The sequence below is a fragment of the Anaerosalibacter sp. Marseille-P3206 genome (assembly GCF_900155565.1).
Classification (GTDB): Bacteria; Bacillota; Clostridia; order Tissierellales; family Sporanaerobacteraceae; genus FUHM01.
The window spans coordinates 1,267,686-1,284,761 of sequence record NZ_FUHM01000002.1 but is presented as its reverse complement, the minus strand read 5'-3'; the positions used below and the strand labels follow the sequence as shown (position 1 = coordinate 1,284,761).

The 17,076-nt window shown below is 29.3% G+C and carries 12 protein-coding genes; 11 read left to right on the top strand and 1 reads right to left on the bottom strand.

Annotation, left to right across the window (positions count from 1 at the left end; genetic code table 11):
* Position 1 precedes the first annotated feature (1 nt).
* The 10 genes from murJ (at position 2) to BQ9840_RS07460 (ending at position 13,154) form a co-directional block, all read left to right on the top strand.
* Positions 2–1,519, top strand: a complete 1,518-nt coding sequence (gene murJ, locus BQ9840_RS07505) for a murein biosynthesis integral membrane protein MurJ (RefSeq protein ID WP_077369203.1) — start codon at positions 2–4, stop codon at positions 1,517–1,519.
* A 4-nt stretch (positions 1,520–1,523) separates the two neighbouring features.
* Complete coding sequence (gene wecB / locus BQ9840_RS07500) at positions 1,524–2,672, top strand: non-hydrolyzing UDP-N-acetylglucosamine 2-epimerase (RefSeq protein ID WP_077369202.1); 1,149 nt, start codon at positions 1,524–1,526, stop codon at positions 2,670–2,672.
* A gap of 77 nt (positions 2,673–2,749) precedes the next feature.
* Positions 2,750–3,445, top strand: coding sequence for a DUF4062 domain-containing protein (locus tag BQ9840_RS07495; protein WP_159436109.1), 696 nt, complete (start codon positions 2,750–2,752; stop codon positions 3,443–3,445).
* A 12-nt stretch (positions 3,446–3,457) separates the two neighbouring features.
* Positions 3,458–4,102, top strand: a complete 645-nt coding sequence (locus BQ9840_RS07490; RefSeq protein WP_077369200.1) for a uracil phosphoribosyltransferase — start codon at positions 3,458–3,460, stop codon at positions 4,100–4,102.
* Between the two features lie 442 nt (positions 4,103–4,544).
* Positions 4,545–5,798 carry a PIN domain-containing protein gene (locus BQ9840_RS07485; protein WP_077369199.1) on the top strand — a complete coding sequence of 418 codons (1,254 nt, stop codon included), beginning with the start codon at positions 4,545–4,547 and terminating at the stop codon, positions 5,796–5,798.
* Between the two features lie 277 nt (positions 5,799–6,075).
* Entirely contained in the window at positions 6,076–6,924 is an 849-nt protein-coding gene (locus tag BQ9840_RS07480) for a hypothetical protein (protein ID WP_077369198.1), read from the top strand.
* A 201-nt stretch (positions 6,925–7,125) separates the two neighbouring features.
* Positions 7,126–8,079: a restriction endonuclease gene (locus tag BQ9840_RS07475; RefSeq protein WP_077369197.1), complete on the top strand. Its 954-nt coding sequence runs from the start codon at positions 7,126–7,128 to the stop codon at positions 8,077–8,079.
* Between the two features lie 115 nt (positions 8,080–8,194).
* The gene (locus tag BQ9840_RS07470; protein ID WP_077369196.1) at positions 8,195–8,728 is read left to right on the top strand and encodes a hypothetical protein; all 534 of its coding nucleotides are present in this window, start codon (positions 8,195–8,197) and stop codon (positions 8,726–8,728) included.
* A gap of 318 nt (positions 8,729–9,046) precedes the next feature.
* Positions 9,047–9,910 (top strand): hypothetical protein, encoded by an 864-nt coding sequence (locus tag BQ9840_RS07465; RefSeq protein ID WP_077369195.1) that lies wholly within the window; start codon positions 9,047–9,049, stop codon positions 9,908–9,910.
* Positions 9,903–13,154, top strand: coding sequence for a DEAD/DEAH box helicase (locus tag BQ9840_RS07460; RefSeq protein ID WP_159436108.1), 3,252 nt, complete (start codon positions 9,903–9,905; stop codon positions 13,152–13,154). The genes BQ9840_RS07465 and BQ9840_RS07460 overlap by 8 nt, the downstream gene beginning before the upstream one ends.
* Positions 13,155–13,461: 307 nt before the next feature.
* Here BQ9840_RS07460 and BQ9840_RS07455 read toward each other — a convergent pair whose 3' ends face one another.
* Positions 13,462–16,143, bottom strand: a complete 2,682-nt coding sequence (locus BQ9840_RS07455; RefSeq protein ID WP_077369193.1) for a calcium-transporting P-type ATPase, PMR1-type — start codon at positions 16,141–16,143, stop codon at positions 13,462–13,464.
* Positions 16,144–16,382: 239 nt separating this feature from the next.
* Here BQ9840_RS07455 and BQ9840_RS07450 point away from each other — a divergent pair, with 239 nt between their 5' ends.
* Positions 16,383–17,075 carry a response regulator gene (locus BQ9840_RS07450; protein ID WP_077369192.1) on the top strand — a complete coding sequence of 231 codons (693 nt, stop codon included), beginning with the start codon at positions 16,383–16,385 and terminating at the stop codon, positions 17,073–17,075.
* The last annotated feature ends 1 nt before the right edge of the window (position 17,076 follow it).

Here is a 17,076-nt window from a genome sequence, read left to right as displayed (position 1 = left end):
AATGAAAAGAACAGCAATAATTATAATGTTAATAACAATAGTATCTAAAATATTGGGTTTTGCTAGAGATGTGACACTTTCATATTTTTATGGAGCCTCAAATATAAGCGATGCTTATTTAATATCTTTATCAATCCCGGGAGTTATATTTACTTTTGTTGGGATAGCAATTTTAACTGGATATATACCTATTTATAGTGAGATAGAAAATAATTATGGTACGGGGGAGAGTCATAAGTATACAAATAACCTTATAAATATACTGTTGATAATATGCACTATAATAATTATATTCGGACTTTTATTTACTGAGCAAATAGTCAAGATGTTTGCAAAAGGATTTGATACTGAAACTTTAATATTAGCAACTAAATTTACAAAGATAAGTTTATTAGGGATATATTTTACGGCTATGATATACATATTTAATGGATTTTTGCAGGTGAATGGTAACTATATAGCACCATCACTAACTGGATTTCCACTAAATATAATTACTATAGTATCAGTAATTTTGAGTTCTAAAATAAATATAATGATATTATCTGTTGGAAGTGTTTTGGCCATATTTTCTCAATTGCTTATATTAATGCCATTTGTTCATAGAGAGGGGTATAAATATAAATTCATATTTAATTTTAGGGACGAGAACTTAAAGAAAATGGCTTATTTAGCAATCCCTGTTATAATAGGTGCTTCTGTAGATCAAATAAATGTACTTGTTGATAGAACTTTGGCATCTAGTATTGTAGTAGGTGGGATATCTGCTCTTAATTATGCAAATAAATTGAACCTCTTTATACAGGGAATATTTGTAGCATCTATATCAACAGTTATATATCCTGTCATATCAAAAATGGCTACACAAGATAATATGAATGGCTTAAAAGATACGGTATTGGAGGCTATAAATTCAATTAGTTTGTTAATTATACCAGTTACGGTGGGAGCACTAATATTTGCAAAACAGATAATTAGATTTTTATTTGGGAGAGGAGCATTTAATTTAGAAGCAATAAACTTGACAGCAGATGCATTATTTTTTTATTCGATAGGTATGGTTGGTTATAGTTTCAGAGCCATCTTATCAAAAGCTTTCTATTCATTGCAAGATACTAAAACTCCAATGATTAATGCTGCTATAGCAATGGCTATGAATATTGTTTTAAACATTATCCTTTCAAAATACATGGGTATAGGTGGACTTGCTTTAGCAACAAGTATATCTGCTATATTTTGTACAGTATTATTATTCATAAGCTTTAGAAAGAAAATAGGTTCATTTGGTTTGAAGAATATAGTTATTTCATTTATAAAAATCCTATGTGCATCGTTAGCGATGGGAGTTATAGCTAAGTTGTCATATGATGTTTTACTTAAACATATAAGTGAAAATTTATCATTGATAGCAGCTATTATTATAGGAGCAGTTGTATATTTTGCTATTATTTACTTTATGGGAATTGAGGAAGTGGATAGTATGATTAAGGCAGTGAAGAACAAGTTAAAGAGGGAGTGAGGTCGTGAACAAAGTAAAAGTTTTAAGTATATTTGGGACAAGGCCTGAGGCTATAAAGATGGCTCCATTGGTTAAGGAATTGGAAAAAGAACCTTTGATAGATAGTTATGTTTGTGTTACTGCTCAACATAGAGAAATGTTAGATCAAGTATTAGAAATATTTGATATAGAGCCTGATTTTGATCTTGATATTATGCAAGATAGACAAACTATAACTACTATTACCACTAGAGCTTTAGAGGGATTAGCTAATATAATGGAAAGTGTTAAGCCTGATATTGTATTGGTACATGGTGATACTTCAACTACTTTTGTAGGAGCATTAGCTGCTTTTTATAATAAGATACCTGTAGGACATGTTGAGGCAGGACTTCGTACATATGATAAGTATTCACCTTATCCAGAAGAAATGAATAGAGTTCTTACTGGAAATATTGCAGAATTACATTTTGCTCCTACTATAACTAATAAGGAAAATCTTATTAAAGAAAATATTACTAAAGGTATTTATATCACTGGTAATACTGTAATAGATGCTATAAAGCATACGGTTGATAGTGATTATGTTTTTAAAAATGATGTATTGAAGGATATTGATTTTGATAATGGAAAGTATATCTTATTAACTGCTCATAGAAGGGAAAACCTTGGTGAACCATTAGAAAATATTTGTAGAGCTGTAAAAAGAATTGTAGAAGATAATGAAGATGTTAAGATTATTTATCCTGTACATTTGAATCCTGCTGTGAGAGATACTGTTTATTTTATTTTAGGAGATATGGATAGGGTAAAACTAATTGAACCTATTGATGTTCAAGATATGCACAATCTAATGGATAGATGTTTTATGATTATGACTGATTCAGGTGGACTTCAGGAAGAGGCACCTTCATTAGGTAAACCTGTTCTAGTACTTCGTACTGAAACAGAAAGACCAGAGGCAGTATCAGCAGGAACTGTAAAATTAGTTGGAGTAGATGAAGAAGATATATATAATGCTGCTAGCTTATTATTAACAGATTCTACTGAATATGAAAAAATGGCTAAAGCAGTAAACCCTTATGGAGATGGCAATGCATCTAAAAGGATAGTACAAGCTATATTGCATAACTTTAGATTGGGGGATAGGCCAGAGGAGTTTAGGAATAGTTAAAGATGAATATTGACATTATAGATGAAGGCAGCTTTGGAATGATGAGCTGTCTTTATTTTAAATTATGGAGGTGTTTTATGGGAAAAATAAAAGTAATGCTTAGCTCAACTGTTCAAGATCTAGAAGAGGAGAGAAAAGCAGTAAAGAGTGTGTTTGATAATATTGAATTTATTGAACTCATAGGTGTAGATCCAGTTAATGATTCTTCATATGGGATAAGTTCAAGAATGAAAACTGCAAAGATGGCAAGAGATTGTGATTTGTATTTACTTATACTTGGGAAAGAATTTGGACTTGAATTACCGAGTGGAAAATCAGCGACAGAGATTGAATTTGATGAAGCAATGAGAGACGACCCTACAAAAATATTAGTTTTCAAAGAAAACTATGAGTCTTCAGGGATGATAGATCAAAGGCAAAAAGATTTTATTGATAAGGTATGTAACTATTATAGTGGGTATTGGAGATCTACATTTCAGAATATTGATGAATTAAGACAATTAGTACTAAATTCTTTTGTTAATTGGATAAAAGAAAGAGCAGATATTGGTGAAAACTTAAATTATCTTGATCACTTTGTTAGAATTGCAAAACAAATGAAGCCAGAACCTAATGCTACTGTATGTTATAAATTAGCAAAGGATTTTGTGGAATTGGAGTATGGGTTTTTTGGGAAAACATGCATTATGCATTTTGATAGGGAAAAAGTTTATAAAGATTTTTGGGGATGTATTAGTGAGTTACAAGAACAATTTGAAATTTGGATTGGTTAGGAGTGTATAGTAATGCATAGAATAGATAATCGATTTGTAAAGATGCTTCAGACTAAAATTCGTGCTGAAGAATCTACTAATAATGATATAAAAGATTCTCTTTATAAGGTGGGAGAGTATGTAGGAGAAGAAATAATAGGACAAGAATTTGTTAAAACAAAAATAATAACTACTCCACTTAATATAGAATACGAAGGATTAGTAATGATGAATCCAAGAGTGGTAATTATAAGTACTAGAGATGATTATAATAATTTTGCAGAAGGTATTTCAAGCAGTATAGAAAATAGTTTAAGAGGGTATATGGATTTTGGAGGGCTTAGAGGGAAGGAAGCATTAAGTAGTCCAGTTAGGGCAATGGAATTGCCTGAAGTAAAGGAGTATGAAATAGTAGATACGGTTATAGTTGCAAAGTCAGTATTGGCAACTGGATGCACAGCTGTTCATTTATTAAAAAAGTCTATTGAAAAGTATAATCCTAAAAATGTTATTGTAGCTTCAATATTTTATTCAAATCAAGGTATTAAAGATTTAAAGATGGAGGTGCGTAATTGTAAAATTTATGTATGTGGGGAATCTGACTCTTTAAATAAAGATGGTATGCTTGTACCTGGGGTAGGTAATTTAGATGAGAGACTTAAAACTAATATAAATTAAACTTGATAAAAGGGAATATGAGGTTTTGTGAAAAGATTAAATTATATGATAATGAGTTATTACAACAAAAACAACAAATGCATATTGCTGAACTTGAAATTAAAAAAGAATTATTGTTTAAATAATGGCAGAAGATTCAAGAACGAAATATATACAATGAATTTTAAATAACGAAAAAGATATTTTTAAGAATTCAAACATTAATAACTAAGATAGATAATATTTATAAAAAATTTAGGTTAATACAATCATGAATAATATGATTAAGGCTGCGAATTATAAGTTAAATAGAAGTGTAGAAGGTGAATAAAAGAAAAATAGTTGTTAGATTAAGTCATATAACTGTGGCAGGATTTAGAGAGATTATGTAGAAGTAATAAAGAAGTAGAAAATTAGATTTGTTAAGTAACTTTACTACACGTATTATTGGAGGTATAAAAATATGGGGGACAAACCTTTGGAAGATGAGAAAGATATATTTGTATATAATAAGATTTATTCAGACATAGAGGGAATTTTTAAAAATGAATTTAAGGAATTAGATAATATCAAAGATGATTGCTTAATTGTGATAGATACAAATGTATTGCTATTACCTTATACAATAGGAAAGTCAACTTTAGAAGCTATAAAAAATGTATATGAAATATTATCATCTGAAAAAAGACTAATAATTCCAGGGCAGGTAGCAAGGGAATTTGCAAAGAATAGACCTATTAAGTTATGTGAAATAATTAAACAACTCTTAGATAAAAAAAGCAAAATACCTAAATTGCAGAATGGGAAATATCCTTTACTCGAGGAGTTTGAAGAATATAAAAAGATACTAGATTTAGAAAAACAAATAGATGATCTATTAATAGAATATAAAAAAAATCTAGATACTGTAGTGGATAATATCAAAACTTGGAATTGGAATGATCCAGTGAGTTTAGTATATAATGAGTTTTTTACGAAAGATTGTTTAATGGATACTGAATTCGAAGAAAAAGATATTCTTAATGATTTAGAAAATCGTTATAGAAACGATATTCCCCCTGGGTATAAAGACGCATCTAAAAAAGATAAAAGAATTGGAGATTTGCTAGTTTGGAAAACTATTCTTAGAATAGGAAGGGAGAGGGAAAAGGATATTATTTTTGTTAGTGGCGATGTAAAAGCAGATTGGTGGCATCAAAGTAATGGACAAAATATTTATCCAAGATATGAACTTATTTATGAATTTAAACGATATACGGGAGGTAAGACCTTACACATAATTGAATTTTCAACTTTACTTAATCTTTTTAATGCATCACCAGAAACAGTAAAAGAAGTGAAAAATGAAGAAGATAAAAATAAAAAAGATATAAGTGTTTTTATTAATGAAAGAAAAGTTATACCAGAAATTATTTGTGATAAGATTCAGGTTTCTGAAAAAAACAATAAAAGGTATGATAAAATAGCTAATGCATTATGGAGGAAAGAAGTATTAAGGAAAATGATTGATTGGTTTTATGAAAATTATGAAGATCCAGCCAATTGCGTACCATATGATTCAAGAGAGGGAGGTTATCAATATTTCCTTGGAGGACCTTATGATCCATATGAAGTTTTATGTGAAAAATTCTATCTATATGATGAAACATTAATTGAGAAAGCAGCAAATTTAATTTATCAATATGGCTGTGAATGGGTTAAAAAAGGTCAATACTAAATGAATAAATTAATGGGACGTTTTATTTATGTAATATAAATGAAACGTCCCTGTGTTTTTATTAAATTGGCTTATATGATTCAAGTATTTTGTAGTTAAATCTGTATTTTTAAATATATTTTCAGAAACCTTTTTAATAGAAGTGAGTGTTTTTACTAGATATACTAAAGTAAGTGGAATTATTATAGAAGATGTATTTATATGAGTAGAAAGAAGTGCGGAAAATGAATAAGAAAAAATATTTGATTAATAATTAACAGTTATCGGAGGGGATATTGTGAGCAAGAAAAAGAAAGTTAAGAAATATAAAAAAAGTACAGATGATTTTATGAAACATTTAAAATCACAGGTAAAGTTTATAGAATTATCATCCAAGTCATATGATGAAGGATTTGAAGATGAGGCACAGAGATTGGCAACTACTATAAGAGTTTTATTTCATGATACTAATAAATCGACATCATTACTTTCTCATTTAAAAGTTAAAAATAATATTTATTTGTTATCATCAGTAACTCCATATATTCCAGCTAATTTGTCTCCATATTTAGGCTTACTTTCTTTGAAAATAACATCAGGTATTAGCGGTGAGTATGAGCCTAGTTTTTATTCGGATAATCATATGCCTAATAAATGGTTATTATTTAAAGATTGGTGGAATGAAATTGTACTTGATGATAAAGAAAACTTATTTTCCAGAAAAGAACTGATACTAAGAGTTTCTAATAAAGATGGTGGAGCTCATGTGGATGAAGAGTTGAATGAGTCATATGCAAATTTAACAAAGAGTAATTCGATAGGTTGGAAATATACTTTTCAAAATACTTCATATGATTTTAATAATAATCCTGCATATGCATGTATAAGACAAATATCACAAGAAGTATTGATATCCTTTGATTGGTTGAATATGATACATAGTTACAATCGTAGAAAAACTGATAAAATGTTTCAAGTAGCATATATTAGTGGGGATTTATATTTATATACAAATGTTGATGCTAGCTATCCTTCAGCAAGACTGTTTGAGGATTCAAGAGTAACCAAAATAGAAAATAGAAGAGTTTATAAAGATACTATACTAAGGAAAGACAATTCAGAACATATTAGATATGTGGTTATTTAATTATGGTATTTGGTGTTTCTTAATTTTTGTATTTGTTAACAAATAATATTAGAAATGTGATTGATGATAAGTTATATATAGATATTCCATATGCAGTATCTAATTTTGTATATTTGGCTTAATATTGGGCATGGTTATAATAAATATTAATTTAATGTTTGAAAAAAATATTTTATTTACTAAATAGCTGGAGTGATTAGTATGGGATTATTTGAATACTTGTATACTGATAATTATAATAATTTTGAAGAGTGGCTAGATCTAATCAAAAATAGAGAAATTGTTTATCCAAGGTTTAGAATTCCTTATCAAGAATGGGTGGATTCATATATAAGAAATATTACAAATATTGAGGAAAAAGAAGTTAAAGTTATTTTAAGACTATTATTACAGCCTTTTACTAGGACAATGGATATTGTTTATTATAAAACAAAAATTAATTTATTACGAAATTATGGGGAAATATTGGAGGATGATCATAAAAAGGTTTACCAAGACGTTTTAGAAGCTGAACAGAATAAAAGAATTGAAAATGGAGATGAAGCATGGGAAGGGCTAACTTGGGTATTGCAATATTTACCTTATAAACCCTACAAAGCTATAAGAGCGTTAAAATCATATTTAGAAGCAGAAGTATGTTTATTACCAGATGATAGGATACTTGGTATAGACCAATGCATACAAATTATAGAAGCAAAATATATTAAAAATAGTAATGGATTAGAAAAATATATTTTAAATTTAAAGCCAAGGGAATTTGAATGGCTAATAGGATCATTATATGAAGACTTGGGTTATAGTACTGAGTTAACTCCTGAAACTAAGGATGGTGGAAAAGATATTATAGCATCTATAAATCGGACAGATGGAAGTGAAAAGGTATATATTGAATGCAAGTTATATAAAACGACTAAGTTAACTAAGGAAACTGTAAGGGCATTTGGATATTCAATAGTGGATGATAAAATTAATAGAGGTGTTTTATTTTGTACTGGATATGTGAGCGAAAATATAAAGCTTATGGATCCAAGAATACAGATTTGGATATTAGAAGAAATTATCATACTTTTAAATGCTCATATGGGAAGTGATTGGTATAAAAGATTAAATATACTTATTCAAAATCAAAGAAGGAAATATGAAATTAGTATATAGGGTTTTAAACTATAGATGCATTAATATTATTTTAAAATGCATGGTTAGTATATGGAAATAAAATAACGATAATTAATTTTAAGAAATATTTGAATTAAATAAGGAGGAATTTATTATGAAAGATAAAAATTATGAGGATAAAAGTTGGGAAGAATATGGGATAGAAATGGAGAAGTATACAGATAAGAGAAAAATTAGCTTTGATGAATTAAAAGGGATATTAAAATTAGATCTAAATTTATGTATTGATGATTATCGTTTTAATTTTATTTCAGAGTATATATATTTTTTAGTTGAAGGCGAAAAAAATAAATTTAATGAATTTAGAAAGTTGTATGAAAAGACTAAACCTAAATATAGTATTATGCCTGTAATAGTAGAAACTATTATGAAATATAGAGAAATAGAAATAGAAAAAGGAAGAGGGCAAGATATTACACTAGAAGATTTAAAACTTGCCTATGAATATGATGATTATTCATTAAGAAGTCATTTAATGTATTTATTTGTTGAGCATATACCTATGAATAAAATGGATTTTATTAAGGAAAAAATAAATCAAAATGTAGATGGCTTAGAAAAACTGTATAATTCACATATGAAAAAGCCAAAAGCTCCGATCATGAATAGGATACTTCATTGTTTATAATAAACATGGTATTAGCCTAATACCTTATGCATAATTTATAAAGATTTAGCAGATTAAATTGATAGAGACCAGGTATTTGAAGTTTAATTAATAAAGTTGATGGTATCAAGAATGTAGTAAAAAATAAATTAAAGAGAAGATTATAAGGTCAATAGAATAATAATAACTAGCTGTCGTACTATAGCTAGTTATTATTTTTTCTATCATATAATATTTGTTGAATTATAACATTAGATTATAGTAGAAGGAAAAAGATTAATTTGCTATAATTAACATAGTATAAACTTTTGTAAGAATATTAAAAGGGGATTTGACTTTATGGCTATTAATGAATTAGCATCAACAAAAGTAAATGGTTTAAATGTTAAGTTGTTTGAATATGATATCGAAGATGAACAAAGTTTTTCTGAATTGAAAGAATATTTGGTAAGTAAAATAAGAAAGTCTAAAGTACACGATATAGAAAACTTTGATTTAAATTATTATGGTTCCAAAAATTTAAATCCTGAATTTATACAAAAATTTAATGAGCAAGTTGCTAAGATTAACATCCCACAAAAATCTAAGATACCTCAGTTTGATGTTCGAAGAGAAAGAGTTACTGAGTGGATGGCTCAACTTTTATTAGAAAAGGAATACAATTGTAAGTTTTATGAAGAAGCAGATAAAAGGATGAATATTGAGCCAGTAGAAATAGATAAACATACTCCTGGTATTGATGTGCCAGGTATAAGAATAGTTAATAATCAGATAAAGTTTGTAATTTGTGAAGTAAAAGCTTCAGAAGAGAAAAAGATACCTTGTAGTTCTGTTCCTTCATTACAAGAAGATATACAAAAATCAATTGATAATAAAGAAAAAAGAGTTACAAGAGAAATTTTACAGTATATGTATGGAATAAGAAATATTAAGATAAAAGATGAGGAATTACAAAGAATAGTGGATTTTTTAACTAAGTTAATTACTGGTAATAAAACTGAATTGGCAGAAAGTATTATGTTTTTTCCTGTATTAATTAGAAATAATATTAACATTGTTCAAAATAGAGATTCTAGAGATTATAAAAATTTTGTTGTTAAAGGTATAGATAATAAGAATATTGAAAATATTATATTTGCATTTGGACGATCTATAAATGATTTTAGTGATGATATTTATACAGAGGCGATGGGTAATGAATAATATTGATAGAATTATAAATTCAATAAAAGCAGTATTTAATACAAGTGAAGAAAACATTTCTTCTCTTACTGCTATGCTTAATAATATTGATGCTAATCACATTTATTATAAATTTAAATCTGTATCAAAAGAAAATATAAATATATATTCAAAAGATGAATTGCTTTCAAAGACAAATCTTCTTAATGCATTAATGGCTATTGTTTTAGAAAATCCTAATATGGAAGAGATTGATAGTTATGAAAGAAAAAGATTGTTGTCTGATTTATATAAGACAACTGCATCTTTATATGAACAATTATTTGATCAACACAATGAAAATGTATTAGAAAATTTATCTTATCTTGTTATGTATGCGATGCTTTCTTATCTAGCTGATGAACAAACCATATCAAATATTGTTATAGAAGAATATAATATGAATCTATTAGATTATAAGGACATAATTTCCAATATGGATATTATGAGTCAATTAGAGTTTCACACTTACTACTTAATTGTTTTAATGGTAAGCAATATCAAAAATTATAATGGATTAATCAGTTTAGATTCACATATAAAAAAAACAGAGAGTTTATTAGAAGAAGCACAGAAAATCGAATTAGAAAAAGAGGAAATAGATATCAAAAATGGATTAAAGATAAGTGCGTTTGGGAATATAATTTATCTTAGCAGATTATTAAGAGAATATTTATTTAATGGGAAAATTGAAAATGAAGACAATCAAGATATTTATAGTCTAATTGATATCTATTCTTATAATGCGTTTTATTTACTTGGATCAGAAGAGATAGAACTAAAATTAATTGGTTATTTACTAAAGTATTCTTATGAGCAGGTGGCAGAGAACTCCATTTGGAATATTGCCGAAAAATCTCCAAAGATTCGTAAGTTCATTGAAGATAATTTATCGGGAGGTGGTAGCTATATTTATTCACTACTTCCGTCACAGAGAGATGTTATTTCTGAGGTGTTAACTCCAAAAAAGAGTATTATAGTGAATATGCCTACTAGTGCAGGAAAGTCTTTATTAGCAGAAATGCAAATATTATTTAGTTTGCATAATTATCGTGTAAACAATTTTAAACCGACTGTTTGTTATATAGTTCCAACAAATGCATTGATTGATCAGGTTAAGCGAGATTTAAAAGAGGATTTCAAAGATTTTGATTTTAATATTGAAACTACGTTGCCTTTTTATGATGTTGATGAAATAGAAGAAGAAATATTAAGTCAAAAACATATTGATATTTTAATTAGTACACCAGAAAAATTAGAGTCACTAATTCGTCAGGGACATCCATCTATTTTGGATACTCGGTTAGTGATTATGGATGAGGCACATAACATAGGAGATAGTTCTAGAGGATCAAAATTCGAGTTAGTTTTGGCGGCTGTTAAGCAAAAAATAAAGGAAGCTAATTTTTTATTGTTAAGTCCTTTTATTTCTAATCCAGAAGAAATAGGGGAGTGGTTAGGTGATTCTAAGAGGAATTCTTCGATAATATCAATGGAATGGACACCAACAAGGCAGTATATTGGATGTAATCTTTTAAAGCACAACAAAACCAAATCAACATTAGAATTTTATAAATCGGCTAGAAACCAATTGGGTTCTGAAAACATTGAAATATTATTAAGAAGTAATCCTAAAGATGTGAAATGTCAATTAAATATGGATAATGTGAATAATACAGTAAAATTATGTGTTATACTTAATGATTTTATTGATCAGGATGGAAATATTTTAGTATTATGTACAGGGCCTGGTTCTACAAAAAACTTAGCAAAGCAAATAACAAGTTATTTTGTGTCAAAGAATCAATTGAGGGATTTGAGTTCGAATCTGGAAATTAAGAAGGCATTAGAGATAATTAGATTAGAAACTAATGATGATAATACTTTGTTAGAGTGTTTAAGGTATGGAGTATGTTATCATAATTCTGGATTATCAAGTCTTGTTAAAGAAACAATTGAAGAATTAATAAGAAAAAATTATATTAAACTTGTATTTGCGACTACTACATTAGCACAAGGAATGAATTTTCCTATAAATACTGTAATATTTGATACAATTAAATTTAGAGGAAAGAATCCTCGTAATCTTACAAATGCAGAATTTTGGAATATAGCTGGAAGAGCAGGAAGAGCTTATAAAGATAAAGAAGGATATGTTATTATATCTTATACTAATTCACAAAAGGAAACACGAGAAAATGCTAAGAGGTATATTAAAGCGGATTTAGAGGAAGTTATTTCATCTCTTAATGTTTTTTTTGCTGGAGATGCTCAGATAAGTTTAGATTATAATATTCTTAAGGAGTCAGAAAATTTACCAGTATTAAATTTAATCCAATATATTAATCATATTTTAAATATAGGTTATGATTATAATGTTAATCCATCAGATATGGCAAAAATCAGGACAATTTTGAATGATTCATTTTTGTACCATAGTTTGAATAAGCAAGAAGGGTATATAAATGCACAGCGTAAATTAAATAGTTTTGTTACAAAATATGTAAGACATATTAGTGAAAAAAAGAAAGAAGATTTGGAGAAAGCGGATCAACTAGGGATTAGTGACGTAAGTTATTCAAAAGTTAAAAAAATGGTTGGTGCTTTTATAATGGATTTAAAAGAACAGGGGGATAATGAGTATAAAGTATCTGAGATAATTTTGCAGACGAAGAATCTTGATAAATTGACTAAAATTATTGAAATTATTGCTAGAATACCAGAAATTAATATCGAAATGCTTGGTTATGGAAAATTAGATTCACAAAGCATAGCTAGTATTTTGCTTGGTTGGGTAAATGGTCAAAAGATAAGAGATATTGCGGCTGTAATTAGAAGAGAAAATCAATCAATTGAAGATGTAATTGAACTATGTAATAGATATCTAAATAGTCAAATGAAATCATATATGCCATGGGGGATAAATATTTATCAAGAATTGAGTTATGATATTGAAACAGATAATGCAAAAATGTTGCCGTCTTATATCTATTATGGTGTATCTTCTAAAGAAGCTGTAATTGTATCAAAAATTGGTGTTCCACGTTTTGCTACTGATAATGTTTTACAGGTTTTAAAAAAAGAACATCCTGAAATTGAAGTAGATGTTAAAAATATTGAAATCTTAAAAAAGTTAATTCGTAATATAAATCCAGATAAATATAAGGTAGAAAATGTCTCGGGAAAAATTATAAAAGAGATTGTGGATAGTAAGGTTGAAGGATAGTTTTTTTATAAAGAACAGGTATTAATTAAACCATAAGCGTAAAATAGCCTCCACCTATTAAAGATGAAGGCCATATATTATACTATTCTTTAATACTAACTTTACATTCTTGTGGAATTTAATCTGACCAAGGTAGAAGCTTATCTAGCTCTTCTAGCTTATCTAAATCTATATAAGGATCAAGATTGAAATCTTCTTGTATAAGAACATCCAATCCATAGATGAACTTTCTAAGAGCTGTTGTCCTAATGCTAGATAGACATGATCTATACGATTTATGTTTAACATTGTGAAAGTATCCTCAACCTTAACGTCTTATCAACTTATTCACTTCTCCTGCGATTATTGGTATCAAGCAAAATCTAAGTACTATACTCCATTCTTTTATACCAAGTGGGTAGGTGTGAAATATTGGTTGGAGAGTTGGAGTATATAGTACTGCAAACATTAGTGCAAGGGAAGCTAGTGTTGCGTATACTAGTGTCTTGTTTGTGAAAAATCCTATTTTGAATAATGTATGTTTTTCTGATCTACTGGAGAATGCTCTTGTGAGTTCTGCAGTGATCAGTGTAGTAAATGCAATGGTTCTAGGTATTACTATACCGTCAAAATGTCTTAGTCCCCACAAGTAAGCTAGCATTACGGCTATTGTAAGGGCTATACTTTGGACGATTATTCCTGAGAGCATGGTTTTGTCTAGTATTGGTTCATCTGGGTTTCTAGGAGGTATTTCCATTATATCTGGTTCTCCACGTTCTACTCCTAGGGCTAGTGCTGGGAAACTGTCTGTTATCAAATTGAGCCACAACAATTGTATTGGCAATAGTGGAACTTGCAGATTGAACAATATGCTTAAAAATACTATTAGTATTTCTCCAACATTACAGGACAACAAGAAGAATACAAATTTTCTTATATTGCTATAGATTATTCTTCCTTCTTCTACAGCGGATACAATGCTTGCGAAGTTGTCGTCTGTGAGTATTACTTCAGCTGTGTTTTTGGCTACATCCGTTCCGGTTATTCCCATGGAAATACCAATGTCTGCTCTTTTTAATGCTAGGGCGTCATTTACTCCGTCTCCAGTCATGGCAGTTATTTCTCCATTGTGTTTGAGGGCATCTACTATACGGACTTTGTGTTCAGGGGCAACACGAGCAAATACATTGGTGGTTTTTACTTTTTCTCTTAGTTCTTCATCTGTGATTTTGTTTAGATCTTCTCCAGTCATGGCGTTTTCTATATTGTTTGCTATTCCTAGATCTTTTCCTATGGCAAAGGCTGTTTCTTTGTAGTCTCCTGTTATCATGATGGTGTTGATACCAGATTCTTTACATATCTTGATGGCTTCTTTGGCTTCAGTTCTTGGTGGGTCAATCATTCCAACTAGACCTACAAAGGTCAAATCTTTTTCTATACTTTGACTATTTATTTCACTTGGCAAATTGTCATGAGTTCTAAAGCTAAAGGCCAATACCCTAAGGGCATCTTGTGAAAAGTTACTATTTGTATTTAGTATTTGTTTTCTTAAATCTTTAGTTAACGGCTGAACTTTTCCATTTAGAAAGATATTGTTACATCTATTTAGTACTATATCTGGGGCTCCCTTTGTGAAGGATACAATTTTTCCTTCTATATAGTTTTCATGGAAAGTTGTCATCATCTTTCTTTCTGAATCAAAGGGTATTTCACTTATTCTAGGATGTTTTGAGTTTAATTCCTTGTTGTTTAAATTGCCTTTTTCAGCTAATGTGACCAATGCTCCTTCTGTTGGATCTCCCAATATCCTATATATATCATCTTCGCCTACATAGTCCAATGTGGCATCATTGCAAAGGGTTCCAATGGTTAGTAGTAGGTTTAATCCGTGTGATTCTGTAGCAATTATAGATTCATTGTTTAGTACGAATTCTCCATTTGGTGCATAGCCTTTTCCTGTTACTTCTACAATATTTCCATCTGTATAGGTTTTGACTACAGTCATTTCGTTTTGTGTAAGGGTCCCTGTTTTGTCAGAGCAGATTACTGTTGTGCAACCTAGGGTTTCAACTGCAAGAAGCTTTTTAACTATGGCATTTCTTTTGACCATTTTGTTCATACCTAAGGCAAGTACTATAGTTACAATAGCAGGTAGTCCTTCAGGTATTGCAGCTACTGCTAAGCTTATAGCTACCATGAACATATCTAGTAATTTTCTCCCTTGATACAATCCAACAGCAAATACTATTCCACAAACAACTAAGCAACCAATTCCTAGATATTTGCCAAGTTGGTCTAGTTTCTTTTGAAGAGGAGTTGTTTCGTCTTCGAAGGTTTGAATTAATTCTGCAATTTTACCTATTTCAGTATTACCACTAGTTCCTACAACTACTCCTTTTCCTCTTCCATAAGTAACAACTGTACTCATGTAAGCCATGTTATTCCTATCTCCAAGAGGTACTTCATCATCAAAGACACTACTGGCATTCTTTTCCACAGGAACAGATTCGCCAGTAAGAGAAGCCTCTTCAATTTTTAAATTAGAACTTTCAATTAATCTTAAATCTGCTGGAATAATATCTCCTGCTTCTAAAACAACCATATCTCCAGGTACTAGAGTATTAGCAGGTACAGTGTTTAATTGACCTTCTCTTATTACTTTTGCATTGGGAGAGGCCATTTTTTTGAGAGCTTCTAGAGCTTTTTCAGCTCTACCTTCTTGAATAATTCCCAATGTAGCATTTATTATTACTATGGCAATTATGACTATGGAGTCTTTCACTTCTCCTACTAACATGGATACTATACTTGCACCAATCAATATGAGTACTAAAAAGTCTTTGAATTGGTAAAGTATTTTGGCTAATAGTCCTTCACCTTTTTTTTCTTTCAACTCATTTGGGCCATATTTTTCTAGCCTTCTTGAAACTTCTTCCTTATGTAGGCCAGAATTTGAGTCTGAAGAAATATCTTCCATGGTGTTTTGGATATTTTTTCTGTACCAGTCCATATATTACCTTCCTTTCTTATTCATATTATTAGTATACCACTTGCAAAACAGATTAAACTTAAATGTGTAAGTTTATGGTAGCTATTGAGTCTATTAATAATAATTGATAATATATATATATGTATATAAATAATTTTTAAAATAATTAAAAGACTGTTATAATTGTTATAAGAAGATAGAACATTTTGATTAAATTTAAATAAATGGTGGACAAACTATATTTATGGAGTTGATTATATATGGATAAGAAAATATTAGTTGTAGATGATGAGAAGTCTATTGCTGACATTTTGAAATTTAATCTTGAAAAGGAAGGTTTTTTGGTTGAATTGGCTTATGATGGTGAAGAGGCTATCAATAAGGCGTTTAAGACTTCACCTGATTTAGTGGTTTTGGATATTATGCTTCCTAAAAAAGATGGTTTTCAAGTTCTAAAGGAGATTCGTAAGGATTTAAAGGTTCCTGTTCTTATGTTGACTGCAAAAGAGGAAGAAGTGGACAAGGTATTGGGCTTGGAACTAGGCGCAGATGACTATGTTACTAAACCTTTTAGTATGAGGGAATTGATTGCTAGGATTAAGGCAAACTTAAGAAGAGTGGAATATTCAAATGGTGATATATCAAATGAAGATGTTATTGTTTCTGGAGATTTGGTTATAGATTTAAGTAAGTATGAGGTTAAGAAGAATGGAGAAGTGGTAGATCTTACTTTGAGAGAGTATGAGCTTCTTAAATTTTTGGCTTCAAGTGCTGAGCAGGTTTTTACAAGAGAACAACTTCTTGAGGAAGTTTGGGGTTATGAATATTATGGTGATATACGTACAGTGGATGTGACAGTTAGAAGACTTCGAGAAAAGGTAGAAGATGAAGATGGAGAATATAAATACATACTTACAAAAAGAGGGGTAGGTTATTATTTCGGGAGGAGCTAAC